This is a genomic window from Bacillus sp. PK6-013 (assembly GCF_054161445.1).
Map to the genome: position 1 here is coordinate 1,785,193 of NZ_CP096417.1, position 25,595 is coordinate 1,810,787.

Below are 25,595 nucleotides of genomic sequence, written 5' to 3' on the forward strand. Positions count from 1 at the left end.
CAAAGAAAAGAGAGGAAATATTTCAAAAAACAAGCAGCAGCTGGTGCTGCGGTGTGAACATCTATCAAGACAAAATAAAAGCGGGTGAACCAAGTGGAAACCATTCGAGTGCTCATAGCGGATGATGAAAAAGAAATCAGAGATTTATTGAAAACCTATTTAAAAAGAGAGTGTTATGAGGTTGACGTGGCAGTTGACGGAGAAGATGCGTTAAGGCTGTTTGAACAAAACCATTACCACCTCGTGATATTGGATGTCATGATGCCGAAAATCGACGGCATCGAGGTCTGCAGAAGGATGAGGAATCATACGAATGTTCCGATCCTGATGCTGACCGCCAAAGACCTTGAAGGCGATAAAATTTTAGGACTGTCCATCGGCGCCGACGATTATATAACAAAGCCCTTCAGCGTAAACGAAGTGCTTGCGCGGATCAAAGCCATGCTGAGGCGCTTTTTGGTCCTCGGAAGCGAAAGCCGCTCCGATGAACAATCGCTGATTCAATTTAAAGGATTGACCATCGATTTGAAAACATATACGGTCACCGCGGGCGGACAGGAGATCTCTCTGACGGCGAAGGAGTTTGAACTGCTGAAGTTTTTCGCCTCAAATCCGGGGCAGGTATTTACGAAAACGCAGCTGTTTCGAAACGCATGGAGCGATCAATACATAGAAGATGACAATACGGTCATGGTGCATATCAGAAGGCTGAGAAAAAAAATAGAGCCGGACCCTTCCGATCCACAATTTATTCAAACTGTTTGGGGAATTGGCTATAAGTTTGTAGGTGAGAAAGATGCTGACCGATAAAAAGCTGCTGCTTCTCATTCTGCAATGTGCGGCGATTGCAGCACTTTTGTTCATCTATATGAAAACGGCTTCCTTTGGGGTTTTCAGCACAATGTTGTTTATTTTTCTGTTTGCCGTTACCGCGCTGCTGTTTACGATGAGGCTTCGCTTCATCGATCGCTTAAAGCTGATCGAAACCGAGCTGAAGCGCGTGGCGGATGGAAATTTAAGAAGAAGATTGCTGGCGAAAGGCGGTCAGCCGTTTAATGAAATCATTTTTTCCATTAACGAATTGATAGAGCAGCTTGAAAAAGTTCAAATCAACGCCGCAAAATCGGAAGCGGCCAGAAAACGGCTGCTGTCTAATATTTCCCACGATATCCGAACGCCGCTCACATCAATTATTGGCTATGTTGATGCATTAAAAGACGGGGTCGCGTCTTCGGAAGAAGAGAAACAGGAATATCTCAATATCCTTTCTAAAAAATCCAACAGCCTCAAGCAATTGATCGATGAAATATTCAACATGGCGAAATTGGACGCGAATGAAGTCCAGTTGAAAACAGAGTTTTTTGACCTGGCCGAAGTCGCTAGGGAAACGCTGATCGACTTTTTGCCGGAACTGAAAAAACATGACATTGATTTGAATGTACAGATCCCGGAAAAGAAATGCTCTGTTATTGCAGATCGGCTCAGCTTGATCCGCGTGATCGAAAACATCGTGAGAAACGGCATTCATTATGGAAAAGAGGGAAAAGTACTTGGAATCGAACTGACGGAATCAGAACATGAATATCAGCTTCTCATCTGGGATCAAGGTCCGGGAATTCCGGAAAACGATATTGAAAACGTGTTTGATAGAATGTACCGCAGAGACCGGTCGAGAAGCCTTGATGACGGGAGCGGCCTGGGGCTTGCCATCGCCAAATCGCTCGTCGAAAAAAACCGCGGACGCATATGGGCACAGAGCGTCCCGTGGGAAAAAACGACGTTTGGTTTTTCGCTGCCTAAACAAAACCATCTCCAATCATTTAAGAATTAATTAAGAATTGGTTAAGAAGAAGTTAAATCCTTCTGTTTATGATGTAGTTATAAGGCGAGTGAAAGAGAGTGGATCAACTTTGAACACAATTATTAAAACGACGGATCTCACGAAAATGTACGGGCCGCAAAAGTCTGTAGACCATCTCAATATCAATATAAAACAAGGAGATATATACGGATTTTTGGGACGAAACGGCGCCGGCAAAACGACGACGATCAGAATGCTGCTGGGTCTGATCAAACCGACCAGCGGGCAGATAGAAATTTTCGGAGAGAATTTTTTCAAGAATAAAAAAGAAATTTTAAGAAGAATCGGATCTATCGTGGAAGTGCCCGGCTTTTACGCGAACTTGACGGCAAGGGAAAACCTGCTGATCAATGCGAAAATCATAGGTATCCATAAAAAAAATGCGATCGATGAAGTATTGGAGATCGTGGGCCTGCAGCATGAAACGAAAAAGCTCGTCGGCAAGTTTTCCTTGGGCATGAAACAAAGGCTGGGAATTGCAAGAGCCTTGCTTCACTATCCGGAGCTGTTGATACTGGACGAGCCGACAAACGGCTTGGACCCGATCGGGATCAAAGAAATGAGAAGACTCATTCATTCTCTCGCCAAAGAAAGAAACATCACCATCTTTATATCAAGCCACATTTTGTCTGAAATCGAACAGCTCGTCGATCATGTCGGGATCATTCATGAAGGAAAACTGCTTGAAGAAATTCCGTTTGACCATCTCAAAAAAAGAAACCGCAAATATCTGGAATTTCAATTATCCGATCAAAATAAAGCGGTCGTTCTGATGGAACAGCATTTTGATATTCATGACTACGAAGTTCACCAGGACGGGATCATCCGGGTATACTCCCATTTGGGCCAGCAGGGAAAGCTTAATAAATTGTTTGTCGAAAACGGAATAGACGTATTGAAGATTGCGATGAGCGAAGACAGTCTTGAAGACTATTTCGTGAAGTTGATTGGGGGCGGGACGATTGGCTAATTTGCTATATACCGAATTGCTGAAGCTTAAGCGGTCACAGATGTTTCTTGTCAGTATCCTGGGAGCGGCGGCAGCCCCTTTCATCTGTTTTATATCGTCTTTGGCTAAAAAAGCCAAGTACCCTGATGTACCGATTCGCTTCAGTGAGACCTTTTCCGATACCAACCTGTATATTGTGCTTTTGATCGGAGTCCCGTTGTATGGCGTGATTACATCATATTTATTCAATCGGGAATACGCTGAAAGCACGCTAAAGAATCTATTGACGATTCCTGTTTCAAGAATCAGCCTGATTGTCAGCAAATTGGTTCTGCTCCTCATTTGGATCATGATGCTGACGTTGATTGCCTGGGTGCTGACGCTGCTGTTTGGGCTGATCGGCCAGTTTGAAGGGCTCAGTTCGGCGGTTTTAATAGATGGGTTTAAACAATTTATGATAGGCGGGGCACTTCTTTTCTTCCTGGTCAGTCCAATTATATTTGTGACACTGCTGTTTAAAAACTACGTGCCCACCATTATCTTTACAATCATTATATCAATGGTCAGCATTATGGTATACGGCACGGAGTACAGCGCTTTACTCCCCTGGTCGGCGGTATGGGTGATCGCTTCGGGTACGTTCTTTCCGGAATATCCGCCCGAATATTCTTTTATCAGTGTTGCCGCCACAACCGTTCTTGGATTAGCCGCGACAATCGTTTACTTTAAAAAAATCGATATTCATTGATGCAGGAGGAGTCTAAGGGAATGTGCAACACATGTTTGTACATTCCTAATCCCGATAAAGGCTTATTGCACAATTTTGATGGATATATTTAGGATAAAAGTATAAAAAAGGAGAATGGAACATGTCTTTTTCAGAATTAAATATTGATGCTTTTCGTTTCATTAATGATTTGGGAAAAGAGTATTCGATGCTGAATCCGGTCGTTTACTTTCTGGCCGAATATATGATGTACTTCCTCGCGTTGGGTCTTGTCGTTTATTGGCTGACCCGGACGACAAAAAACAGATTGATGGTCATTTATGCAGTCATCGCATTTGTGATTGCCGAAATTCTTGGGAAAATCATGGGCTTTCTGCATTCCAACTATCAACCGTTTGCCACGCTTCCGAATGTCAACAAGCTGATAGAGCATGAAATTGACAATTCGTTTCCGAGCGACCATACGATTTTGTTTTTTTCAATCGGCTTTTTAATCTTCCTGTTTCACAAAAAGACGGGCTGGCTGTGGCTTGTGCTTGCGTTTGCCGTAGGCATTTCCCGCATTTGGTCGGGCGTTCACTATCCGCTCGATGTTGCGGCGGGAGCCCTTCTTGGCGTGTTGTCAGCTCTGTTTGTATTCTGGACAGCACCGAAGCTGTCATTTATTCATCAAATGCTGTCCCTTTATGAAAAGGTGGAACACCGGATTGTTCCTTCCAAAAGCAAATCGAACGATAAATCGAAGAACTTTTAAAGGATGAGGCTGCCTTGGATTTAGGCAGCCTTTGCTATGTGCACTCACAAATAAACGATCGGCTTCTTCATCCTCCAAATCGAAGGCGGTTCCCGACAGCAAGAGTATATGACCGTCTCCATGAAGGTAGACTGTCTGTCGGGTGCTTTGTTTTTTTTACGAATAACAGCTGTAGAATCGCTTTCCAGGTATATAGGTTCCTCTTCTTCCTCCTTTTTTCATCCCCATTATAAAAGATGCGGGCTATCCATGACGAAAATTCCAAATAATAGGAATTGAATATAAGTAAAAATATGGTATAATATCAAATACATAGGAGGTGATAATTTCCAATAGGTAATGATAAAATGGTCCATTCTGCTAGAAATCTATTTTTTCATCCATTAAAATGAGAGAACTCGGACCTTAAATTGTTTTGGATGCGGCAGTAGCTTATGGATGGCAGCTGAAGACGTACATACGAATTATCAAAAATACGGAGGGAAACGAAATGAAAAAAGCGATTTTAGGGTTTTCTTTGTCTGCGGCGCTCCTGGTTCCATCCTCATTCGCTGCGGCTGCTGGGGACGGGCAGCTGACAAGTGAGCAAAAAGAACTGCTTGAAGCCAAGACAGAATACGTGCAGTCACTTCCTGAACAGGCATCTGTCCAAAGCGGTGTGACGGCATATGCAGGAAAAAGGCTCACAATTAAAAGAGGAAGCTTCCTCGCCTGGTCGAAAGATTATATCGACTGGTACTACAACGGCAAAAAAGTATCGAAAAGCAGCGGATCGCAGGATGTCGGCTACGTCTTTCCGAATGTCGTGAGAGCAAAAGGGATTAAAAGGTATTACAAGTCTTCAGGGCTTCACAAATGGAGAGCGAAAAAAACGCTGAGCTTCGGGACCGTTACACCGTGGGGAGATGTTGAATTCGCCAGCTCAACCTTTACAGACAGAAGGTGGGTCAATAAAAAAGGAAAATACGGAAACGATTAATTTGCCGTAAGCCATTTCATACAACGCTGCTAAAAGACTATTTTGAAATTAATGGCAGCGTTGTATAATGGAGAATGTTGCAACACCATCCTGATGCAAGAAAGGATTTTTTAAATTGATCAAAATCGATGACCTGACGAAATCTTATGGAAGCAAAAAGGTATTCAACCGTCTCAACATGAATATCGAAAAAAACAAAGTCACCTTCCTGATGGGGGAAAACGGCGCCGGGAAAACGACGCTCTTGAAATGCCTGCTCAAGCTGGAACATTTCGAAGGCGGCATTCTGTACGACGGAGAGCCGCTTGAAGCCGTCAGGAGCAAAGTGCACGTTATCTATGACGATTCCCCGTTTTACGATCATCTGAGCGGATATCAAAATATTAAACTGTTGATCAATAAACCTGCCGGCAAAGAAGAGCTGGAACAATTATCGCAAAAGTTCCTCGGCCGGGCGCTGCTGAAAAAAAAGGTTAAGACCTATTCATACGGACAAAAGAAAAAGCTGGCCTTAATGATCGCTGCATTAAACAAACCGTCATATTTGTTTTTGGATGAGATATCAAACGGGCTTGACTACCGGTCCATGATGGAGCTTCAGGCGCTGATCAATGACTGGTCGAGCAGGATGACGATTGTTGCCGCCGGCCATCAGTTTGAGTTTTATTCTTCAATCGTCGATCAATTATACGTGTTGAAAGACGGTTCAGCTATCCACATAGACAATTTTAAAACGAATGGAGCAGAATTGGGCGATGTCTATAAAGAATATTTATAATATTTTCAAAAAAGAGCTTGCATTTCAATCATATTCTAAAATGCTCGTCATGTTATTGCTTCCTCTATTATTCATTTCATCCGGATACATATATGTACATTATAAAAATACAATTGACAGCTATCAGCAGTTTAAAAAGACTGAAGACGAATATAAAGAACTCGGCATCGATATTAAGCAGGCGCTGGCGTCGCCCGTCAAGGTGAAGGAAGGGGAGCTGAAAAGCGAGGATGGCGACGGAGAGATCGTCGAAAATATTTTAAGGTTTGACTATGAGAATTTCGTCTTGTCCCTCCATCATCTGGAGCCCAGGCAGTCGGTTATCATGACGCTTGAGCTGATGGGCTTCATCATTTTTCCCTTGGCTTTTACGCTGTATGCCATCTATATCTCCTCTTACGACATCAGGTTCAAGACGGTGAAAGTGAAAGCTGTCAGCCATGATTGGAAATCCGTTCTGCTGGCCAAACAGTGTTCGGTTTACATGGTGATGGCTGCCGCCGTGATCGCCGTTGTATGTACGGCATATGTGTCAAGCTTCGTCTTTTATTCCCTGGCTTCAAGGGCCATACCGGTCGGCGAGTTCACAATACCCGCTGTTTCAAAAAGCAATATCCCGCTTCAGCTCGTTGTCGTTCTGGCGGTCAGCTTCATTTTTTCGACGGTCGGATTTTATTTGGGCGTCCTCTTCAGAAGCTTTATTACGCCTGCTTTGCTGTATATCGTTTACAGCCTGCTTATCCCTGCTTTGGGGAGATTCGATTTGAAAAACCTGCTGTCTAATCTCGGGCATGCGGTTTTCAGTTTCAGCGGCGGCTTTAAACTGTTTACACCGGTGAAGGTGGACATGATTCCGGTCGTCATCATTTTAGCCGCATCTGTCGGCTTGCTGTCTGCGGTTACTTATTATATGGCGCACAGGCAAAGCAAATATGTCGTTTGAAAAAAGAGCGCAAGTGCCTGCGCTCTTTTTTTGCAAGCGACGGATGCCCGTTGGCTCAGGTTTGGCAGGCGAGTGTCAAATAGTTGAACAACAGAATCTGCCGTCTCTGGATGAGGCGGTTGTTTTGATTGAAACCTTGTTCCTCGTAAATATTCGAAAAATTCTATATAATAATAAAGCGGTCTCAGGAATTCATGCACTTTTTAGTAAACAGCTTTTGAACAGAGGGCAGGTGAGTATAATGACGAATCAGGATTTGAATTTGCACACGTTATATACGAGTCATACCCGCGATGCCTGGGCAAATCTTGGCGGGCATATGGCGGTAGAAATGACCGAAGAGGAAGTAAAAAGGCTTGAAGGTTTAAATGACTATCTGTCTTTGGAAGAAGTCGAAACCGTTTATGTTCCGCTGGCGAGGCTGCTTTATTTACACCGGACAACTCAATATGAACGGAACACCCGGGTGAACGGTTTTTTGAACCATCCTCACGCGGCCAAAATTCCGTTCATCATCGGGATTGCCGGAAGCGTCGCGGTTGGAAAAAGCACGACGGCCCGCATCATTCAGACGGTGCTCTCCCGTTTGCAGGAACGGCTGAAAGTCAGTCTGATCACAACCGACGGTTTTCTTTATCCCAATGCGGTGCTGACAGAAAAACAGATGATGTCGCGGAAGGGGTTTCCGGAAAGCTATGATGTCAAAGCATTGCTTGAGTTTTTAAACGATTTAAAATCCGGCAAGGAAATCGTTCGCGCACCCGTTTATTCCCATTTAACGTACGACAGATTGGAAGGGGTTTACGAAACGGTTGAACAAGCGGATATCGTCATCATCGAAGGCGTCAATGTGCTGCAGACACCGACGATCGAAGACGACCGGACAAAACCGCGGGTTTTCGTTTCCGATTTTTTTGACTTCTCAATTTATGTGGATGCCGAAGAAGACCTCATTATCAAATGGTATCTTGAACGCTTTCGCATGCTCAGAGAGACGGCATTTCAAGATCCGAGTTCTTATTTCCATAAATTCAAAGACCTTGCGGACGAAGAAGCGGACCATATGGCAAAGTCAATATGGGAGACCGTCAACCGTCCGAATTTGTATGAGAACATTCTGCCTACAAAATTCCGGTCTGATTTAATCTTGAGAAAAGGCGAAGGCCACAAGGTGGAAGAGATTCTCGTCAGACGGGTGTAGAAGAGGAGGCTTGCATGATCCATCATATTGAACTGTATGTTTCAGATTTGGAAGCGTCGAAGCGCTTTTGGGGCTGGTTTCTCGGAGAGCTCGGCTATGAGGTTTTTCAACAATGGGAAGACGGGATCAGCTGGAAAGCAAACGGCGCCTATCTCGTGCTTGTGCAGGCGAAAGAGCAGTTTGTCAAAGCAGGTTATCACAGGTGCCGCGTCGGTTTAAACCATCTTGCTTTTTACGCGGCATCCAAAGAACAGGTCGACGAAATGACAATGAAACTGAGGGAGCGGGGATGCCGCATTTTATATGAAGACAGACATCCGTTTGCCGGCGGAAGCGGGCATTATGCCTTATATACCGAAGATCCCGACCGCATCAAAGTCGAACTTGCGGCGCCTTGAGGCGGGCGTCCGCCGGAAGGCCGGCCTTTGAACGAGCCGGCCTGTTTTCAATTAATGCTGCATCGTTTTTTTCGAACTTAATTTGACTTTTGCTTCATCTATTTTGAGCTTCCGGAAGGCTGCCACCAGGAAAGGAACGCCGCAAATGGTGACAGCGGACAGGATTGCAAAAGTGAAAAACGGCTTTTCCGCTCCAAAGGCGTCCAGCAGCATTCCCCCCGCCCAAGGGCCGATCACGCTTCCCAGCTGGGTGAAGCCTATAGCCCCGAAGTAAGTGCCTTTCAGCTCAGGCCGGGCAATCCGGTCGACCAGTAAATCCATCATCGAAAAGAGAAGCACTTCCCCGATCGTAAACACGATAATGATCAAGACGATGGACCATAGATCGTGGAAAAACGAGAGGCTGAACAGGCTTCCGCTAATCAGCACATTTCCGGCAATCAGCGATAAAATCGGTGAAAACCGTTTGGCGATATGTACGATCGGGTACTGTACGACAAGCACGGCCAAGGCATTCAGCGTCAGCATCATACCGAACACTTTCGTCCCGTCTTCGATGAACGGGCTGGCCGCCATGTATTGTGCGAGCGTGGATGTGAAGTGGGAATACCCGAATAAACAAAGAATCGAACCGATTAGTGTAATCGTAAATACCCGGTCTTTTTTTGTCACCTCCAGCGCTTCCCGCACTTTTATACGCTTATTCCGCTCAGTTGCCGGTACGGTGTGGTGTTTAAATTGAATGACCAGCACCGCCGCATAAATAAAATAAATGAAAGCCGCAATGAAAAACGGCAGCGTCGTTTTCGAAGATCCGAGGTACAGGCCTAAAAGCGGACCGAAGACGACGCCGAGGTTGATCGCGGTATAGCGGAGATTAAAGACGAAAAGGCGCGTTTCGGGTTTGGATACGTCTGAAAGCAGCGCTCTTGAAGTCGGTTCAAACAAAGCGCGGCATAATCCGTTTAAGGCATTCATGACAAAGAATGTCCAGACATGATCGGCGAGCGTGAAACCGGCGAACACGAATGTCCAGCCGAAAATCGAAACGAGCATGATGGTTTTCCGGCCGAACCTGTCTGATAAGTACCCGCCGTAAAAGCTTGCCGCAATTCCGATCAGAGAGCTCGCTGCAATGACGGCGCCGGCAAAGCCGGAAGAGGCGCCTTTCACTTGTGTCAAATAAATTGCTAAAAAAGGGATGCTCATGGCTGTGCCCATACGTCCGAAAATGGTTCCGACAATAATGGTCCAGCTGAGCGGGTGGATGTTCTGCCATTTTTGTTTCATGAGAAACTCTCCGTTACGTTTTTATTTGTTTATCATACATGAAACAAATGGCGGTGAATAGAGGAATTTCTATATGCTGGGTGATCAAAAGGAGAACAAGCCTTGATTTGTGACATAATCATAGATGACATCTTCGATATGGGCATGCAGCCCCTCATTCGGTTCCTCGATCCGCCTTTCCTGCAAAGCCATCTTCAGGATTTCTTTTTCGCCGGGGCTGAGCGGATCGGTTGCAACATTGCGTCCGTACTGCTTCAGCGCCTGTCCGAGCATTTTTTCAATCAGTTTCTCATCCATTTGTCTTTCTCCTTTAGGAGCGCTTTTTCTTTTATCTTACTAGGAAAAAACGAGGTTCTCAAGGGAGCTTTCAATTTGAGTCATTAAACCGGATGCGGCAGCATTCCGAACTGGAATGATCCGCCATGTCACCTTCTTTCCAAAGAAGGTGTTTTTTGTTGCTTTCAGCCAGGATTTTCTTTGGATAAAATTACGCCTGGAAATCGAACGTATATTCGGAGTATAGTATTCATACACTAATTGTGCGAACATCAGTTCTTTTTGGAGGGAGAGAGATGGATTACGGTCAATATCCGTCGCGTTCGGTTTTGTGCGTTGATATGCGGAGCTTTTATGCAAGCTGTGCCGCAGTCCTGCTCGGACTTGATCCGATGACTTGCCTGCTGGCGGTTGTCGGAAACACGGAGCGGCAGGGGAGCATCGTTCTCGCTGCTTCTCCGGCTCTGAAAAGAGAGTTCGGCGTGCAAACGGGAACAAGGCTTTATCAGCTGCCGGATGATCCGCGCATCAAGCTGGTCAATCCAAAGATGGGGCTGTTTGTCCGTGTTTCTACAGAGCTCACCCGGCTGTTCTGCCGCTATGTGCCGCCTGATGCCATTCATACGTACAGCGTGGATGAAAGCTTTATTCAGGTGGACGGTGTTGAGAGCATGTGGGGAGACGCCCGAACGATTGCGATGAAAATTCAAGATGATATGGAAAGGGAGTTTGGCCTTCCCTGTGCTGTCGGAATCGGACCGAATCTGCTGATGGCAAAGCTGTGCCTTGACCTTGAAGCGAAAAAATCAGCAGACGGAGTGGCCGTTTGGGGCTACGAAGACGTGAAAACGAAGCTGTGGCCGCTGTCTCCGCTGCGCCGCATGTGGGGAATCGGCTCCAGGCTGGAAAAGACGTTAAACCGGATGGGGATTTTTACAGTCGGTCAGCTGGCTCACTATGATCTCAAGCGGCTTGAGAAAACATTCGGGGTGATGGGAAACCAGCTCTATTATCACGCTTGGGGCATCGACCTTTCAGCGATCGGAGCGCCGCTCTTGGAGGGGCAGGTCAGCTATGGAAAAAGCCAGATTTTGCTTCGCGATTATCCGAATCCGGAGGAAGTCAAGCATGTCATTCTTGAAATGTGTGAAGAAGTGGCCAAAAGGGCGCGCGCCCACCGCCAGGCGGGCCGGACCGTCAGTCTTGGCGTCGAATACAGCCGCGATGAGCTTGGCGGCGGGTTTTACCGTTCAAAAACAATGGAAAGCCCTTCAAATGTCACCCTTGATCTCTACCATACATGTCTGGCATTGTTCGAGCGGTTTTATGCCGGCAAAACGGTTCGGAAAATTTCCGTCTCTTTGTCCAATATTCAAGACGACACCAATATGCAGCTTGATCTTTTTCGTCCCGATCAGGAAAAGAAGCGGCAGCTCGGGTACGTGATGGACGGCATCAGAGAACGGCACGGATCAACAGCGCTTTTGCGGGCTGTTTCCTATACAAACGCCGGGACGGCCCGGCTGCGGTCAAAATTGGTCGGAGGCCATCAGGCATAGAAAGGAGAATCATTTATGCTTCGCGACAGAGGCAGTATCAAATGGGTTTCCATGATGCTGCCTGAGCACGTGGAATTGCTCAGGGAATATCATGAAAGCCTTCAAAAACTCAAAAAACCGATCCTGGATGAACAAAAATATGAAGAATTTAATGAAATCATTTGTGAAGCGATGGCAGAAAACAGAATGTTGCAATTTGCCTATTATCGGCAGGGGGAAGTGAAAACGCTGGCCGGCCGGATTCACTATGCCGACGCCCTGAAAAGGGAGCTGCGGATCGTAAGCCGGGCGGATGAAATATGCATTTTAAAGATGGAGGATATCATTGAGATTGAATACGATTGTCGTTTATAATAGAATCAGTATTCGGAGGTGGATAAAATGGTAAATGACATTCATTTGCCGACTGCAGCGTCTCATGCAAAGCCTGTTATCTTGAAAGGCGATACTTTGCATGAGGCGGGGTTATAAACAAATCGCCTAAAAAAAGCAAGGTATCATTTCTGATCATCCGGCTTTGCACCTTATTTTTAAATATAGATCCATAAATAAGGAGCTGGCAGAAATGAAGACACCTTTTATCAGAAATGACCAATATAATTTTATTAAGTTTCAAACGGACAGCCTTGTTCAGGGACATGCGAACATCAATGACGAAAACGTACTTGACGCTTTGAAATGCAATGCGCTCGATCAAGTGTTCAACCTGTTTCCTGATCTCAGCAGCGATCAAAAGTCTTTGCTGCAGAAGATGGCAGAAGTGGAAGACAGCGGTGAAGCGATGCGCTTTTTAGCCGAATTAAAGCCTCATGTCATTCCATTTCAGCGTATAACAGTAAAAACCGCTAAAAAGCTATTTTCTAAAGTGAAGAAGTTAAAGACGCCCGATTTTGAACAGATGGATTTCAGCGGATATTCCTACCTGGGATGGAATGATGCAGGATCAGGCAGAAAGTACATGATTGTGGATGCCGGCGGAAAGCTGACCGGAATACACGGCACCATCAAATCCAGCAATAAAAAAGGAATCTGCGCGATATGCAACAGGACCGAAGAGATCGGACTGTTCATGGCCCGGGTGAAAAGCGGGAAAGAAACCTATACAGACAGAGGCAATTATATTTGCTGTGACAGTGAAACATGCAATCAAAATGTGATGACGCTGGATCATCTGAACCATTTCGTCGCACAATTAACGAAAGAATAAACGAGAACCCCCCGGCTAAGCTTTAGCCGGGGGGGTTTTATGATTTGGCTTTTAGCCTGCCTCTTTCGCAGCACTTCGCTCTCCGAAGAGACGGGTGGTCAGCCCGGGAACAGCCATACATAAGAATACGGAACGTCCAAGGCTGAATAAAAGAAAAGCGAGCCACAGCCCATGGTTTCCGAAAGCGGGCACAGCGGTAAAAAAGGCGGCCAGGAAGACGAGAACAGCCAAGAACATTGAATTTCTGACCGGGCCTATTTCAGTCGCTCCTGTAAAAATCCCGTAAAAAACGAGTCCGAAACTTGCGGCCAAAGGAAAGAGAGCGATCCAAATATCGTAGGTTTTCGCTGCTTCCAAAACGCTTTCAAGCGGTGTAAACAAGGGAAGGATTACACCTTTCAAAAGAAAGTAGCCGACTGAAAGCAGCGCGGCCGAGATCAGCGACCACTGGATCGAAAGGGAAAGCGTACGGGAATAAAGTTCCCGATCCATTCTTCCAACGGCTTTCCCGGCAAAAATGCTCGATGCATTGGCAAATCCGTCAAACACATAAGCCATCATATAATGAATTTGAATTAAGATCGCATTTGCGGCCAAAACTTCAGCGCCGAAGCCGGCTCCTTTAGCCGTAAACAAATTAAAAACCGTTAAAAGGCACAATGTCCGAATCAATAGATCGCGGTTGACAACCATCATTTTTTTAAACGGTTTCGGGTCGAACAAAACCTTGACGGACGGCAGCTTAAACCGCATGGCGGCATTCGTTTTCACAAGCCAGCAGCCGATCAGGCAGCCCGTCACTTCCGCAATCAAAGTGGCTAGAGCGATGCCGTATACTTCCATGTGAAAGACGTAGACAAAAACGATGTCAAGCACGATATTCAAGACGTTCATCGAAATCTGCAAAAGCAATGTCACTTTGATAAGGGACATTCCCATCAGCCAGCCGAGAATGCAATAGCTGATTAAAGCAAATGGAGCGCCCCAAATCCTCAGCGAAAAATACTGCGAGGCGAATTCAGCGGTATGGCGGTCAGGCTGTATCAGCGTCAGCGCTGCGTATTCAAGCGGTTTTTGCAAGAGAATGAACATCAGTCCGGCAAAAACCGCGATGCAAACAGGCCGGGCAAGAGCCAAAACGCTCTCTGATCTGTTTTGGGAGCCGAGCGACTGAGCAGCGAACCCCGATGTGCTCACCCGCAAAAAGCCGAGGAGCCAATACATCGTATTAAAAATCATCGTTCCGACTGCAACACCGCCGATGTAAGCAGGGGAGGAAAGCTGCCCGGCTACCGCCGTATCGACCGCCCCCAGCAAAGGAGTGGTGATCGTTGAAATGATCAGCGGAACGGCGAGTGCTAGATAATGTCTGTGATTCATCTCTTATGACCCCCCTTAGGATTCAAACACCTGAAGCAGCTTTTTGGCATATGGGTGCCTTTCGGCAGAAAAAAGCTCTTCTTTTTTAAATTGATCGGCAATCTGCCCGTCTTTCATGACCATGATGCGATGGCTCATAAAGTGGACAGCGGCCAGATCATGGGAAATAAACAAATAGGAAAGCCCCATATCATCCTGCAAATCTTTGAGGAGGTCGAGGATCTTCGCCTGACTGGTGACATCCAGGCTTGCCGTAGGCTCATCAAAGATGATTAAAGACGGGTGAGTGCTGATGGCTCTGGCGATTAAGGCCCTTTGGAGCTGCCCGCCGCTTAATTCATGCGGATAGCGGTCAAGGAGGCTCGAGGGAAGGCCGACCATTGAGAACAGACGCTCAGCCGTCAGACGGCGGCTGCCTTGGAAGTCCTTTAAAAATGGCGGTATGTCTTGTTTGGAAACATCAAGCGGCTCCATAACTGAATCGATAATATTGAGCTTTGGATTCAATGATGCGGCCGGATTTTGAAAAACAGCCTGCAGCTTTCGGCGCAGTCTTCGGGTCTCTTTTTTGTTTATGCCGGGAAGCGGATGTTGATGAAGCCGAATCTCTCCGTGATCGATTTTTTCGAGCAGGAGAAGGCAGCGCGCGAGGGTGCTTTTCCCGCTGCCGCTCTCGCCGGCGAGCCCGAGGCATTCGCCTTTTCGAATGGAGAACGATACATTGTCAACCGCTTTGTGGCCGCAAGCGTAATGTTTTGTCAGATTGCTGACAAAAAGAACGGTTTCTGCTGAATGGGTCATCACGCACCTCCTGTTCCCGCCAGCGCCGCTTCCTTTGTTTCAGGCGCGGCTGTCAGCCTCGGCGGAGGATTTTTCAGCGGCGGGACGGCTGCGAATAAACGTCTTGTACATTCATGTGCCGGTTGTCTGATTAAATCAGCGGTTAAACCGCTTTCGACGATTTCTCCGTTTTGCATGACAGCGGTTTGATCGGCGTACCTTTTGACAAGCCGGAGGTCATGAGTGATAAAAAGGATGGCGCAGTTTGTTTTGGCGCGCATCACGGTGAGCTGTTGCAAGACGTCCGCTGCCGTGATGCTGTCTAAAGCCGTTGTCGGTTCGTCTGCGATGAGAAGCTTCGGGCGGAGCATCATCGCTTGAGCGATCGCGGCCCTTTGCAGCTGCCCGCCGCTCAATTGAAACGGGTAGCTTTCATATACTCTGTTTTCCGGCAGAGAAACCTCCCGAAAAGCGTGGAGAATCGCTTCTCTTCGCTTGTTTTTAGACCAATCGGTATGCGTTTTGACCATTTCGTCAATTTGTTTGCCGATCCGTATAAAAGGGGTGAATGCTCCGTGACAGTCCTGAAAAATACAGGCGATATCCTTTCCGCGCATGCGTCGGAGCGCTTTGCGGCCGGCTTGAAGCATCTGGCAGCCCTCAAATATCACATCTCCGCCGGACACCGTTAGTCCGTCCGGAAGCAGCCCGGCTATGGCCGAAGCGGTCAGGCTTTTTCCGCTGCCGCTTTCCCCGAGCAGCGCGAACCATTCCCCTTCATGGATCGAGAAGGAGGCATTTTTGACAATGGTGTGCTGTCGGGAGCTGATTGATAAGCCCTCAATGGATAACATCGGCATGCTAAGAAACTCCTTTCTTGTGTTTAACGTCCAACCTGTCCCTTAAACGATCACCGTACAGGTTGGACAACAGAACGATGAACATGATCGCAAGACCGGGAATCACCATAAGCTGAGGCGCATGCAAAAAGTAATGTTTTCCGTCATTCAGCATGGCGCCCCATTCCGGGTATGGAGGCTGAGCACCCAGTCCGATATAGGACAGGGCAGCAATCATTAACACCGTTTTTCCGATATCAAGTGTCGCAAGTACGGAAACGTTGCCGAGAACATGGGGCAGCAAGTGCTTTTTTAAAATCGCCCCGGAGCCTAAGCCCGTCAGCTCGGCCAAGGCGATGTAATCTTTTTGTTTTTCCGAAAACACCGTGCTGCGGACCAGCCTTGCATAGCCGACCCATTTGACAGCGACGACGGCCAATATTAAGTTCATCAGACCGGGGCCAAGCAAACCGCTTAAAACAATCGCGACAATATAGTCCGGAAACGCCATGACCGCGTCAACGATTCTCATGATCATCCGATCCAGCCGTCCGCCGAAAAAGCCGGAGACAAGCCCGACGGGAACGCCTATGAAAACGGAGATCAGAATCGCGGCCAAGGCGGTGCCGACCGTCGCTTTCGCACCGGCGATCATTCGGGAAAATATATCTCTGCCCAAATGGTCTGTCCCGAGCCAGTGCTGCAAGCTGATCGGCTGGAGACGGTTGGCCATATCTGTGCGGAGCGGATCGAACGGCAAAAAGAAGGGAACGGTGAACAGCGCCGCGGAAAACAGCAGCACGAACCACAGTCCTATTTTGGTTCGGAATATAAGTTTGACGTTTTTTCTCATCGGCGTCCAGCCTCCTTTAAGCGAATTTCGGGATTGAGGTACCGATAGGAGAGGTCGACCAAAAGATTGATCAGGACAACCGTGATCCCCATGAAAAGAATGTACCCCTGAATGATCGGATAATCACGCTGAACGATGGCGTCAACGACAAGCTTGCCGACGCCGGGATATGCAAACAGGACTTCAATAATCACCGTGCCGCCGAGCAGGCTGCCGAGGCTGACCCCGAATATCGTGATGACAGGGACAAGACAGTGGCGAAACGCGTGAAAGAAGAAAATTCTCGCCTCGCTGATACCGCGCGCCCTGGCTGATCTGATGAAATCCTGACCAAGGCTTTCGATCAAGCTTGACCGTACAAGGCGGACATAAACGCCCGACATCGCGATCCCGAGCGTGAGAGAGGGGAGAATCAAATGTTTAAACGTTCCGGCTCCCATCGACGGCAGCCAATTCAGCCTGACGGAGAAGAGATCGATCAGTATCAATCCGAGCCAAAAGCTTGGGAGCGCGGCTCCCACTAAAGCGAGCAAGCGGCCGAGATGATCGATCCACCGATCCCGGTATAAAGCGGAAAGCGTTCCGACCGGCACGGCGATCAGCAGCATGACGAGAAGCGATGCGCCGGTCAGAAGCAATGTCGCCGGGAATTTTCGGCTGAGCTCGTCGATGACGGGTTCGTGTGTTGTATAGGATTTTCCCAAATCAAATTGGAAAAAGCGTTTAAACCAGTTCCAATATTGAATATAAACCGGTTTGTCCAAACCGAGCTCCTCTTTGAATGCCTCGATCTGCTCGTCTGTTACCGCTACATCATCTACGCGAAGCATCTGTTTCACCGGATCACCGGGAGCCGCTTTCATAAATACAAAGCTGATAAACGAAAGCAGGAATAAGAATAGTACCAGTTCAAACAGCCGCTTAGCGATCTGCTTCATTTCGTTTTCACATCCAAATCTTTCGTCAGCATATAATACTCACTTTTGCTCGTTTCCCAATTTAATACACCGTCTCGGTATGCCGTGATGTTTTCGGGAGTGACGATAAAAGAGTTCAATGTCTCCTTCTCGATCAATTCAGCTGCTTTTTTAGCAAGGCGGTCCCGCTTCTCTTTGTCGATTGTGCGGTTGAATTCCTCAATCCATTTGATCAAGGTTTGATTTTCGATGCCGCTGTAGTTTAAAGCGCCATTCGGCATATAGGCGGTGTTCAGCAAATAGCCGGCATCGCCTCTGGGCGCGGTCATCGAGCTGTATGTCGCCAAATCCCAATCATCGTTCTTCGCCAAATACTCATCGATATTTTCGACTTGTTGAATCTTAATCGAAATGCCCAGTTCCTTCGCATTTGATTCAAGAATTTGTGCGATTAAAGGCAATTCCGGACGAGACTGATAGGTTAGCAGTGTAAAAGATAAGGTTTGTCCGTCCTTCACGGCTTTGCCGTTTTCAAGCTCGTAGCCGGCTTTTTTCAGCTCAGCTTTTGCCGCTTCCAGTCCGCTCGGCTTTTGAACCGTACCGGCGGAAAACGGGAAATCCGCTAAGAAAGGTCCGTCTGCCGGCTGAGCATGCCCGTTCAAAATGCTTTCAGCGATTTCTTTGCGGTCCAGTAATGCGTCGAAGGCGCGGCGCAGGTGACGGTCAGCGAAATGATCCTTCTTTGTATTGTAGAGAATCTGGTGAACGCGCAAGCTCGGCACCGAATCAACGGTAATCGATGAATCTTTTTGAATTTGGTCAATATCCTCCACGCTCGGTCTGTAAATAATGTCGGCATCTTTTGATTGGAGAGCCATGACGCGGGCGTTTGCGTCTTCATTAAACGAAAATGTGACGTGCTTCAGCTTCGGTTTGCCGTCCCAATAATCGTCATACCGTTCTAACTCTATTTTATGGCCGGCCTCAAAAGAGGAAACTTGAAAAGGGCCCGTCCCAACGGGCTGTTGAGAAATGTTTGCTGCGCTGACGTCAATGATCGATGTGTTTGGATGAACCAATTCTGAAGGGAATTCGGGAAAAGGCTCCTTTGTTGTAATCGTCAATGTTTGTCCTGCAGCTTTGATTTCTTTAATTTTTAAGGCGTTATTCATCGCTTTGCTCTCGCGTATCGTCCGTTCTAAAGACGCTTTTACCGCTTTGGCATCCGCTTTTTTGCCATTTTGAAACGTCAGATTGTCTTTAAGGGTGAAGACCCATGTTTGTCCGTCTTTACTTTCCCAATCCTTGGCAAGCCAAGGTTCGATGGAAAGGTCAGCGCTGATTTTGACGAGCGTTTCGCTGATGCCGGCGCGGACAGCCGTATAATTGACATCGAGATTCGGGTCAAGGGTTTGACTTGGAATATTGAAAAGAAAGGTGAGTTTCTTCTCATCACCTTTCGCTGAGTCAGCGCCTCCGGCGGAGCAGGAAGCGAGAATGAAGAGAAAAACAATCGGTATGATCATGCGTTTTGCTATGTAAGCCATCGGTTAATACCCCCCAAGTAGTAATGATTTCGATTTACCTTCATTATCATAGGGGATATTTCCTTTGTTGTAAAGGAATGTTTGTTCGTGTTTGACGAAAGTGCGGGGACAAATTTTTCGGAGCCCGGCCAGCTTTTCCATATAAAATAGGTCTGCAAAAAAGAAAGCCCGAATAATTTGAAACAAGGGAGTTAATGGAACGATTTACAGGGGAAAAAAATATGCTGTTAATAAGATGTTCAAACAGCAAGTGAAAGGAGCCATAAAGCGATGATGATTACAGTAAAAATACGCCATACCGCTGAAACTGAAGGCACAGACATAGGTGACTTCACTCCTGCTGAACTCGAAAGCATCGTCCAGACGATCAGAAAATACGGAGCTTGGCTTTCACCTGATGCCGACGCAGATGATTATAAATTTACATTCCAAGACGCTAAATACAATCTCGAACAAAGAGTCTTTGAAATCATTGTGGAATAATCATATATCGACGGGGTTGACGGACACTGAATGAACGATCGGAAATGGCGTTTATTTAGAGTCCTTTTTATTTTTGCTGGGCGGGAAGAATGAGGAGGGGCCTTGAAGAAATTTAGCTCTTCAAGGTTCCTTCACTTTTACTTCCCGTTGACGGTCAGCCCGTCTTTAATCAAGGCATTCACTTTGCTGCTGAACAAAAGGCCGACATGGCTTACGCCTGAGATTTGCACATTGTTTGCACCACCAAGTTTGGAGAGGCTGTTTAAGACGATATAGTCGCTTGTGCTGTAAATCGAAGTGTATGAGATTTTGTCATTCGGAGCGATTCCCTGAGGCGCCGTGTTTGTAACCAGCCGGTTAGCACCCCCAAGGGTAACGACATGTCCGACTTTATCTGCTCCGTCCAGATTTTTAATATAATAGAGCGTATTGGCCCCGCCCATGCTGTGGGCGACAATATCGACTTTTGATGCTCCTGTTTGATTCAGCACATGCTTGATGTATTCGGATAATGTCGGCGCATTGATTTTATTATTTCCTGTTTTATCGATAAAGTTGATGGCGTAAAGCTCACTGCTTGTCCAGCCTTGAGATTGTAAATACGATTTAATGCCGATGAAGTTATAATTGGCTCCGCCGATGCCGTGAACCATGACGACCGGATTGTGGGAAGCGGCGGAAGCTGTTGAAGGCCGGCATGAAAATACGGACACAACAGACAGCATGCAAATCAATAGAATAGATAAAAATGAATGGCGACGCATTGTTTCTCCTCCTAAAAAAGTAATAAGTTCACAACAACGACAATTCTATAAAACGAACATATGAAAACGAAGTGTAAAATTATCTATTTTTTACACTCGGAAAAAGAGCAGTATATGAAACGGTTTTTTGCCGCTGGGCGCGCCGGTATCCTATGGGGCAAGGTGAGTGAAGCTTTTCAGGGAGATGGCAAATCGATTTGTGCTGTTGAATTAGAACTAAGAAATTACTCCCATTCATCTACTGACGTATTAAAATGGTAAATTGGGAGCGGGAAACGGTATAATAAGGAAGCATATCCATTGCTTAGTTGCAGAACATTTGTGCCGATGGTCAGGTATAATGTTGAAAGGAGAGGTTAGATTTTGATGAAAACATGGGCATTGAAAACAATGTGCCTGTGCTCTCATGTGCAGTTTTTTTCCGACTGCAAAGCGGTCCGCTGCATATCAACAAAGTGTTGATTGCTTATCAGCGGAAAACGGGATTTTCGTAAAAAAAAGACGTTTCGAATGATGACAGACCGGATCAGGATCAAGTCCTGTTTACCAAAGGGGGATGAACATGATTTCAAAAACGCCGGAGCCGCCGTATTACGCAGTGATTTTCACATCGGTCAGAACGAACGGGGATCATGGCTACAAAGAGACGGCTGCGAACATGCTAAAGCTTGCCGCAGCACAGCCAGGCTTTTTAGGAGCAGAAAGCGCAAGGGACATGAACGGAAAAGGAATAACGGTTTCCTATTGGGAAAGCCTTGAGGCGATTGAAAAATGGAAGTTTCACAGCGAACACCGGCAGGCGAAGGAAAAAGGCCGAACAAAATGGTATTCTGACTTTGCCGTGCGGGTTGCAAAAGTTGAAGCCGCAAGGATTTCGGAGCGGCCCGGCCGGCCCCCGTCAGATGGCACCGGCGGGGAGGAAATGCAATGATTCAATTGTTAAATCATAAAGACCCGCACACGCCCCGCTGCATTGTAAATGTTCAAAGGCCGGCTTATGAAAGAGAAGCGGAGATTATTCAATTTCAGGGCATTCCGCAGCTGAATGAAACAGCTTTTGATGTGATGGATTCCCGTGATACTTTCATCGGCTGGTTTGAGGGAGAAGAATTAGCCGGAATCGCTTCCTTTATACATACAGCCGAAAAGCTGACGATCTGCAGGCTGGCCGTTCATCCCGTCCATTTTCGAAAAGGAATTGCGATGGCATTGCTTCGTTATCTATTGATGGAGAAGGAAGCCGAAGCGTTTGAAGTGACGACGGGAGCGGAGAATGAACCGGCAAAAGCGCTATATCAGAAATTGGGATTTTCCGAGATTGAGCAGTATGAACCTGAAAAAGGAATTGTTCTTTCAAGACTGACGCTGAATGCGCCGAGAAAGGTGAAAGTCGTCTCCTATCAAGAGGAGTGGGAGGGCGAATTTTTCAAAGAAAAAAAGCAGCTTGAAGCGCTTTTCCAGAATGAAGTCTTGCATATTCACCACATTGGAAGCACGTCAATTCCGGGGATGAGCGCCAAGCCTGTCATTGACATCCTGATCGAAGTAAACGATCTCGGCTCCGCCGCCCGCTTCGAAAAGGGGATGAAAATGCTCGGCTATGAATCGAAGGGGGAAAACGGAATTCCGGGGAGAAGGTTCTTTCAAAAAGGAGGACGGAAGCGTACACACCATGTCCATCTGTATGAAAGCGGGCATCCCGATATCAGGCGGCATCTCGCGTTTCGGGATTATTTAATCTCGCATCCGGAGCGGGCCGAAGAATATGCTGCTCTGAAGATGAAGCTGGCGGAGATGTTTCCGCTTGACATGGCGGGCTATGTTGACGGCAAAAACGGCTGGATAAAAGAGACTGAGCGCTTGGCTGAACAATGGGAAAAGGGAGGGGAGGACAGGTAAAGCCCCCTCCTGTTTCAGGCTCTGACACAAGAGTCAAACGTTCCTTTGTGGCTTCCGTCACAGTAAGGCATTTTCAGCGATTTTCCGCATCTGCAGAGCGAAAAAGCGGGTATTTCAGGGAACGGGTTTCCTTCCATATCGATCAATTCGACGTCTCCCGTGACCCGGAAACCGCCGTTGTCCATCACTTTAATCTGCACTTTTTTGGGCATCATTCCACCTCCGAATCCCTTCATATTTATGCCTGACAGTCGGAAACGATGCGCTTTTTCCCGCTCCTGTGGTACAATGTCCGTAAACGAAATAGAGAAGGATGATATCATGCAGCTTGAAATCACTGCACAGGCAAAACAAGCCATTCAACGGGCAACAGAGCCTTATCCTGATAAAAAGATCCAGCTTCGCTATGATTCCGAGGGCTGCGGATGCGCGGTCAGCGGCGTGCCGGTTCTGTGGCTGACGGACGAATTATCGGGAAGTTGCGAGCCTCTTGAGACAAACGGGCTTCCGATTTATATTCAGTCATCGCAAAAAGTCTTTTTTGATGAAGCGATGACCATCGACTATTATGAGAAAGCGGGTGCCTTGATGCTGAAAAGTCCGGCACAGGTGCTTTCTCCCAGAATGAGTATTTTAGTGAAATAGGGTGGCGTTCGATTTGAATCAAAAGGTAAAATCTTTAAAACAAACCGCTCAAAATAAAACATGGGCGTCCTTTTTACATCAAAATCATCCGTATACACTCCTTCATTGGTCAATCGGAGGGACAGAGTCCGTCAAAAAGGATGTCTGGCTTCTTCAGGATGAAATGACTTTTGAAACAAAGGAATTCGATACAATTGAGACGGCCATCTCTTGGATCGGCGATCATATGAGCGACATTACGGATATTTTGTAGCACAAAAGAAGGCGGACGAGACTTATGCTCGTTCGCCTTCTTTACGCCGATTTGTGATCTCTTGAAGAAAGTCCCGCACCGTGTTTTTGTAGCTGGTTCTGTTTTGGGTATAGCTCATCGCGTGCACACCTTTTTCAGCGATATAAAGCCTTTTCTCCCCCGGCTTCTTCTCGTAAAGCATTTCGCTCGATTCAGCCGGGATATAGTCGTCTTGTTTGCTGTGAATGAACAGCACCGGTTTTTTGATCTTCCCGACGACGGATAAAGGGGAGACATCACCGATGCGGTAGCCGTCCCGCCATCTCAAAAAGAGGCTGGCAAGCGGCAAAATGAAAGCTCCCGGAAGATGAAAATCTTCTTTCAGCCGGTAAACGAGCTGATCCTCAAATGTGGCAAACGGACAGTCGGCCACGTAAAAATCAGCGTCGGCATCGTCCATTCCCGCGTAAAGAAGCGTCGTGACAGCGCCCATCGATTCGCCGTGAATGCCGATCAGCGCGTGTTCGCCGTGTTTTTCCCGAAGCCAATGGACAACCGTTTTCAAATCGTTTTTTTCATAATATCCGTAGCTCGTTGTTTTTCCGCCGCTTGTGCCGTGCCTCCGGTGGTCATATATGACGGCGTTCCAGCCGAGATCAAGAAACAGATTCATATATTTGATCGAATTCAGCAAATTCATCGTCACCCCGTGGCAGATAATCACGGTGTTTTTCGTTTTGTGCGGATGGACGTAGTATCCTTTAATATTGTAGCCGTAAGAAGAAGGGAGGTTGATTTCTTCTTTCGGGAGAGCGGCAAAAGCTTTTTCGTCATAATGGCCGTCAGCCGTTTCCCGCTCGATAATGTATTCGTCTGTCCGTTTTTTAATGTACATGATTTGATTCGTAAAATAGATTCCGAGCGCGGCAATAAACAGCAAAACCGCCCCGATAGCAGCCAGCCAAATCAACATCTGATGTATTCTTCCTTTCTTAAATGCTTCTCACTTTATCATACCACACAACGATTGGCATTTGCCGAGAGAGACGGCTCTCCGAGTGACGGCTTGCCTGAACTTTTAGATTCCTGATAAACTATCATCACAAACAGGGAGAACGGAGGACAGGATATGGGAAAGAAAAAACAAGACCCAAATGCCCGGCAGCTGCTGAAAGATGCGCTCGCCGACGATTTGAAAGATAAACTTCAGCAAATGAAGAGCGAATTGAAAGAGGAGGACGAAAAAAGAAAAGAGCGTGAGAAAGAGCGGCTCATCAAGGAAAGACAAGAAAGGGAAAAAAATAAAAGCTTTGAAGAGCTCCTCAACGAAAGCGGAATTGACGACTGGAAGAAGTATAAGTAAGAAAGCCCCGTCTGATCAAGAGACGGGGCTTTCTTATTGCTTTATTCGCGATGTGCAGTGTACACGCCGCGTTTTGTATAAAAGCGGAGCGCTTTGATTTCCTGTTCTGTCAGACCGCGTCCGCCGACAGATTCAACGTTTTCCCGAAGCTGGGAGATTTTGCTCGCTCCGGGGATGACCGCTCCGACAGCCGGCTGGGCGAGAATATACTTCATCGCGGTTTCGGTCGCGGATAAATCAGGCGCCGTTTTTTCAATGTCCGCTTTTGTTTTAACGAGTTCATCGTAGGAATACGATAAATAGCCGTTTTTCTTGATCGCGGCGTTTGCATCTGACAGAGGTTTTTCTGTCAGAATCCCTTTTGCCAAAGGTCCTCTTGCAATCACGCTGATTCCATGTTCTTCAAGGAGAGAAAGCCATTCCTCAGGCCGTCTGTCCAACAAGCTGTATTGCATCATGACCGTGACGATGTTTGATTTTTTGATGTATTCCTTAATGACGTTCGGCCGAATTGAAGAAATGCCGTAATGGCGGATGACGCCTTCCTGTTTTAATTCTTCAAAAGCTTCGATCGTTTCGTCGATATTGTCTTCAATTGTGCCGCCGTGCAGCTGATAAAGATCGATGTAGTCGGTTTGCAGCCGCTTTAAGCTGTGCTTGACGGCTTCTTTTATGTACGCTTTCCGGGGATCCCAGAACCAGCCCTGTTTTCCTTCCTCCCAGCGGTTTCCTGCTTTTGTCGCAAGGATCACGTCTTGGCGCCTTGATTTGATCGCTTCACCGACAATCTCTTCGTTGCGTCCAAAATCGTACAGGTCGGCAGTATCCAAATAATTGATGCCTAGCGCCAAAGCTTCATCCAAAATTGACAGTGCGTGCTTTTTGTCTGTTCCGAGAGACATGCAGCCGAGGCCGACTTCACTCACCTGTAAATCGGAATGTCCGAGCGTCCTTTTTTTCATAAGCTTCAC

Annotated in this window: 31 protein-coding genes; 19 read left to right on the plus strand and 12 right to left on the minus strand. The window is 46.9% G+C overall.

Going from position 1 to position 25,595, the window contains the following annotated elements; genetic code table 11:
- Positions 1-93 precede the first annotated feature (93 nt).
- The 10 genes from M1E03_RS08950 (at position 94) to M1E03_RS08995 (ending at position 8,590) form a co-directional block, all read left to right on the plus strand.
- On the plus strand, positions 94-810 hold the full coding sequence (locus M1E03_RS08950; protein WP_025811198.1) for a response regulator transcription factor: 717 nt from the start codon (positions 94-96) through the stop codon (positions 808-810).
- Positions 797-1,831, plus strand: a complete 1,035-nt coding sequence (locus tag M1E03_RS08955; RefSeq protein ID WP_023855963.1) for a sensor histidine kinase — start codon at positions 797-799, stop codon at positions 1,829-1,831. Before M1E03_RS08950 ends, M1E03_RS08955 begins: the two co-directional genes overlap by 14 nt.
- Positions 1,832-1,910: 79 nt before the next feature.
- Positions 1,911-2,831 (plus strand): bacitracin resistance ABC transporter ATP-binding subunit BcrA, encoded by a 921-nt coding sequence (gene bcrA / locus M1E03_RS08960; RefSeq protein WP_219192067.1) that lies wholly within the window; start codon positions 1,911-1,913, stop codon positions 2,829-2,831.
- 40 nt (positions 2,832-2,871) lie between these two features.
- A complete protein-coding gene (gene bcrB / locus M1E03_RS08965) occupies positions 2,872-3,558 on the plus strand; it encodes a bacitracin resistance ABC transporter permease subunit BcrB (RefSeq protein WP_229029997.1) in 687 nt (228 codons plus the stop codon).
- Positions 3,559-3,679: 121 nt separating this feature from the next.
- Positions 3,680-4,291 carry a bacitracin resistance undecaprenyl-diphosphatase BcrC gene (gene bcrC / locus M1E03_RS08970; RefSeq protein ID WP_023855960.1) on the plus strand — a complete coding sequence of 204 codons (612 nt, stop codon included), beginning with the start codon at positions 3,680-3,682 and terminating at the stop codon, positions 4,289-4,291.
- 490 nt (positions 4,292-4,781) lie between these two features.
- A complete protein-coding gene (locus M1E03_RS08975) occupies positions 4,782-5,270 on the plus strand; it encodes a hypothetical protein (RefSeq protein ID WP_023855959.1) in 489 nt (162 codons plus the stop codon).
- Positions 5,271-5,385: 115 nt separating this feature from the next.
- Positions 5,386-6,048: an ATP-binding cassette domain-containing protein gene (locus M1E03_RS08980; protein ID WP_023855958.1), complete on the plus strand. Its 663-nt coding sequence runs from the start codon at positions 5,386-5,388 to the stop codon at positions 6,046-6,048.
- Positions 6,026-6,991, plus strand: coding sequence for an ABC transporter permease (locus M1E03_RS08985; RefSeq protein WP_103749514.1), 966 nt, complete (start codon positions 6,026-6,028; stop codon positions 6,989-6,991). The genes M1E03_RS08980 and M1E03_RS08985 overlap by 23 nt, the downstream gene beginning before the upstream one ends.
- A 241-nt stretch (positions 6,992-7,232) precedes the next feature.
- On the plus strand, positions 7,233-8,192 hold the full coding sequence (coaA, locus tag M1E03_RS08990) for a type I pantothenate kinase (RefSeq protein WP_103749550.1): 960 nt from the start codon (positions 7,233-7,235) through the stop codon (positions 8,190-8,192).
- 14 nt (positions 8,193-8,206) lie between these two features.
- The gene (locus M1E03_RS08995) at positions 8,207-8,590 is read left to right on the plus strand and encodes a VOC family protein (protein WP_023855956.1); all 384 of its coding nucleotides are present in this window, start codon (positions 8,207-8,209) and stop codon (positions 8,588-8,590) included.
- Between the two features lie 51 nt (positions 8,591-8,641).
- Here the strand turns inward: M1E03_RS08995 and M1E03_RS09000 are convergent, their stop codons facing one another.
- Positions 8,642-9,880 (minus strand): MDR family MFS transporter, encoded by a 1,239-nt coding sequence (locus M1E03_RS09000; RefSeq protein ID WP_105981063.1) that lies wholly within the window; start codon positions 9,878-9,880, stop codon positions 8,642-8,644.
- 84 nt (positions 9,881-9,964) lie between these two features.
- Positions 9,965-10,177 (minus strand): YqzH family protein, encoded by a 213-nt coding sequence (locus tag M1E03_RS09005; RefSeq protein WP_095291534.1) that lies wholly within the window; start codon positions 10,175-10,177, stop codon positions 9,965-9,967.
- A gap of 275 nt (positions 10,178-10,452) precedes the next feature.
- Here M1E03_RS09005 and M1E03_RS09010 point away from each other — a divergent pair, with 275 nt between their 5' ends.
- The 3 genes from M1E03_RS09010 to M1E03_RS09020 all read left to right on the plus strand — a co-directional run bounded on the left by M1E03_RS09010 (position 10,453) and on the right by M1E03_RS09020 (position 12,922).
- Entirely contained in the window at positions 10,453-11,715 is a 1,263-nt protein-coding gene (locus M1E03_RS09010; protein ID WP_023855953.1) for a Y-family DNA polymerase, read from the plus strand.
- 15 nt (positions 11,716-11,730) lie between these two features.
- Complete coding sequence (locus tag M1E03_RS09015) at positions 11,731-12,069, plus strand: YolD-like family protein (protein WP_020452064.1); 339 nt, start codon at positions 11,731-11,733, stop codon at positions 12,067-12,069.
- A gap of 211 nt (positions 12,070-12,280) precedes the next feature.
- Entirely contained in the window at positions 12,281-12,922 is a 642-nt protein-coding gene (locus M1E03_RS09020; protein WP_020452063.1) for a FusB/FusC family EF-G-binding protein, read from the plus strand.
- 51 nt (positions 12,923-12,973) lie between these two features.
- Here M1E03_RS09020 and M1E03_RS09025 read toward each other — a convergent pair whose 3' ends face one another.
- Genes M1E03_RS09025 through nikA form a run of 6 tightly spaced genes read right to left on the minus strand, consistent with a single transcriptional unit; the run spans position 12,974 to position 19,238 of the window.
- Positions 12,974-14,302 (minus strand): MATE family efflux transporter, encoded by a 1,329-nt coding sequence (locus tag M1E03_RS09025; protein ID WP_025811203.1) that lies wholly within the window; start codon positions 14,300-14,302, stop codon positions 12,974-12,976.
- Positions 14,303-14,317: 15 nt separating this feature from the next.
- Positions 14,318-15,103, minus strand: a complete 786-nt coding sequence (locus M1E03_RS09030) for an ABC transporter ATP-binding protein (RefSeq protein ID WP_020452061.1) — start codon at positions 15,101-15,103, stop codon at positions 14,318-14,320.
- Positions 15,103-15,942: an ATP-binding cassette domain-containing protein gene (locus tag M1E03_RS09035; protein ID WP_458110750.1), complete on the minus strand. Its 840-nt coding sequence runs from the start codon at positions 15,940-15,942 to the stop codon at positions 15,103-15,105. Before M1E03_RS09035 ends, M1E03_RS09030 begins: the two co-directional genes overlap by 1 nt.
- A 1-nt stretch (position 15,943) precedes the next feature.
- Complete coding sequence (gene nikC / locus M1E03_RS09040; protein WP_219192069.1) at positions 15,944-16,774, minus strand: nickel transporter permease; 831 nt, start codon at positions 16,772-16,774, stop codon at positions 15,944-15,946.
- Positions 16,771-17,712 (minus strand): nickel ABC transporter permease, encoded by a 942-nt coding sequence (gene nikB, locus M1E03_RS09045; RefSeq protein WP_020452058.1) that lies wholly within the window; start codon positions 17,710-17,712, stop codon positions 16,771-16,773. The genes nikC and nikB overlap by 4 nt, the downstream gene beginning before the upstream one ends.
- Positions 17,709-19,238: a nickel ABC transporter substrate-binding protein gene (gene nikA / locus M1E03_RS09050; protein ID WP_079289303.1), complete on the minus strand. Its 1,530-nt coding sequence runs from the start codon at positions 19,236-19,238 to the stop codon at positions 17,709-17,711. The genes nikB and nikA overlap by 4 nt, the downstream gene beginning before the upstream one ends.
- A gap of 270 nt (positions 19,239-19,508) precedes the next feature.
- Between nikA and M1E03_RS09055 the strand changes: the two genes are divergently transcribed.
- Positions 19,509-19,721 carry a hypothetical protein gene (locus M1E03_RS09055; RefSeq protein WP_023855949.1) on the plus strand — a complete coding sequence of 71 codons (213 nt, stop codon included), beginning with the start codon at positions 19,509-19,511 and terminating at the stop codon, positions 19,719-19,721.
- Between the two features lie 137 nt (positions 19,722-19,858).
- Here the strand turns inward: M1E03_RS09055 and M1E03_RS09060 are convergent, their stop codons facing one another.
- A complete protein-coding gene (locus tag M1E03_RS09060; RefSeq protein ID WP_023855948.1) occupies positions 19,859-20,485 on the minus strand; it encodes an esterase/lipase family protein in 627 nt (208 codons plus the stop codon).
- A 556-nt stretch (positions 20,486-21,041) separates the two neighbouring features.
- Between M1E03_RS09060 and M1E03_RS09065 the strand changes: the two genes are divergently transcribed.
- Together M1E03_RS09065 and M1E03_RS09070 are read left to right on the plus strand one after the other, a co-directional pair.
- Positions 21,042-21,416, plus strand: coding sequence for an antibiotic biosynthesis monooxygenase family protein (locus M1E03_RS09065; RefSeq protein ID WP_223254782.1), 375 nt, complete (start codon positions 21,042-21,044; stop codon positions 21,414-21,416).
- Positions 21,413-22,384 carry a GNAT family N-acetyltransferase gene (locus M1E03_RS09070; protein WP_458110751.1) on the plus strand — a complete coding sequence of 324 codons (972 nt, stop codon included), beginning with the start codon at positions 21,413-21,415 and terminating at the stop codon, positions 22,382-22,384. The genes M1E03_RS09065 and M1E03_RS09070 overlap by 4 nt, the downstream gene beginning before the upstream one ends.
- A gap of 14 nt (positions 22,385-22,398) precedes the next feature.
- Here M1E03_RS09070 and M1E03_RS09075 read toward each other — a convergent pair whose 3' ends face one another.
- Positions 22,399-22,596, minus strand: a complete 198-nt coding sequence (locus M1E03_RS09075; RefSeq protein ID WP_458110799.1) for a CDGSH iron-sulfur domain-containing protein — start codon at positions 22,594-22,596, stop codon at positions 22,399-22,401.
- A 109-nt stretch (positions 22,597-22,705) separates the two neighbouring features.
- Here M1E03_RS09075 and M1E03_RS09080 point away from each other — a divergent pair, with 109 nt between their 5' ends.
- Positions 22,706-23,029 carry an iron-sulfur cluster biosynthesis family protein gene (locus M1E03_RS09080; protein ID WP_020452052.1) on the plus strand — a complete coding sequence of 108 codons (324 nt, stop codon included), beginning with the start codon at positions 22,706-22,708 and terminating at the stop codon, positions 23,027-23,029.
- Between the two features lie 13 nt (positions 23,030-23,042).
- Positions 23,043-23,282 carry a YqkC family protein gene (locus M1E03_RS09085; protein WP_003183211.1) on the plus strand — a complete coding sequence of 80 codons (240 nt, stop codon included), beginning with the start codon at positions 23,043-23,045 and terminating at the stop codon, positions 23,280-23,282.
- A 22-nt stretch (positions 23,283-23,304) separates the two neighbouring features.
- On the opposite strand, the gene M1E03_RS09090 is transcribed toward M1E03_RS09085, so the two are convergent.
- The gene (locus tag M1E03_RS09090; RefSeq protein ID WP_105981060.1) at positions 23,305-24,234 is read right to left on the minus strand and encodes an alpha/beta hydrolase; all 930 of its coding nucleotides are present in this window, start codon (positions 24,232-24,234) and stop codon (positions 23,305-23,307) included.
- Between the two features lie 156 nt (positions 24,235-24,390).
- Here M1E03_RS09090 and M1E03_RS09095 point away from each other — a divergent pair, with 156 nt between their 5' ends.
- Entirely contained in the window at positions 24,391-24,624 is a 234-nt protein-coding gene (locus tag M1E03_RS09095) for a YqkE family protein (protein WP_023855942.1), read from the plus strand.
- A gap of 41 nt (positions 24,625-24,665) precedes the next feature.
- Here M1E03_RS09095 and M1E03_RS09100 read toward each other — a convergent pair whose 3' ends face one another.
- Complete coding sequence (locus M1E03_RS09100) at positions 24,666-25,586, minus strand: aldo/keto reductase (protein ID WP_458110752.1); 921 nt, start codon at positions 25,584-25,586, stop codon at positions 24,666-24,668.
- Between the last annotated feature and the right edge of the window lie 9 nt (positions 25,587-25,595).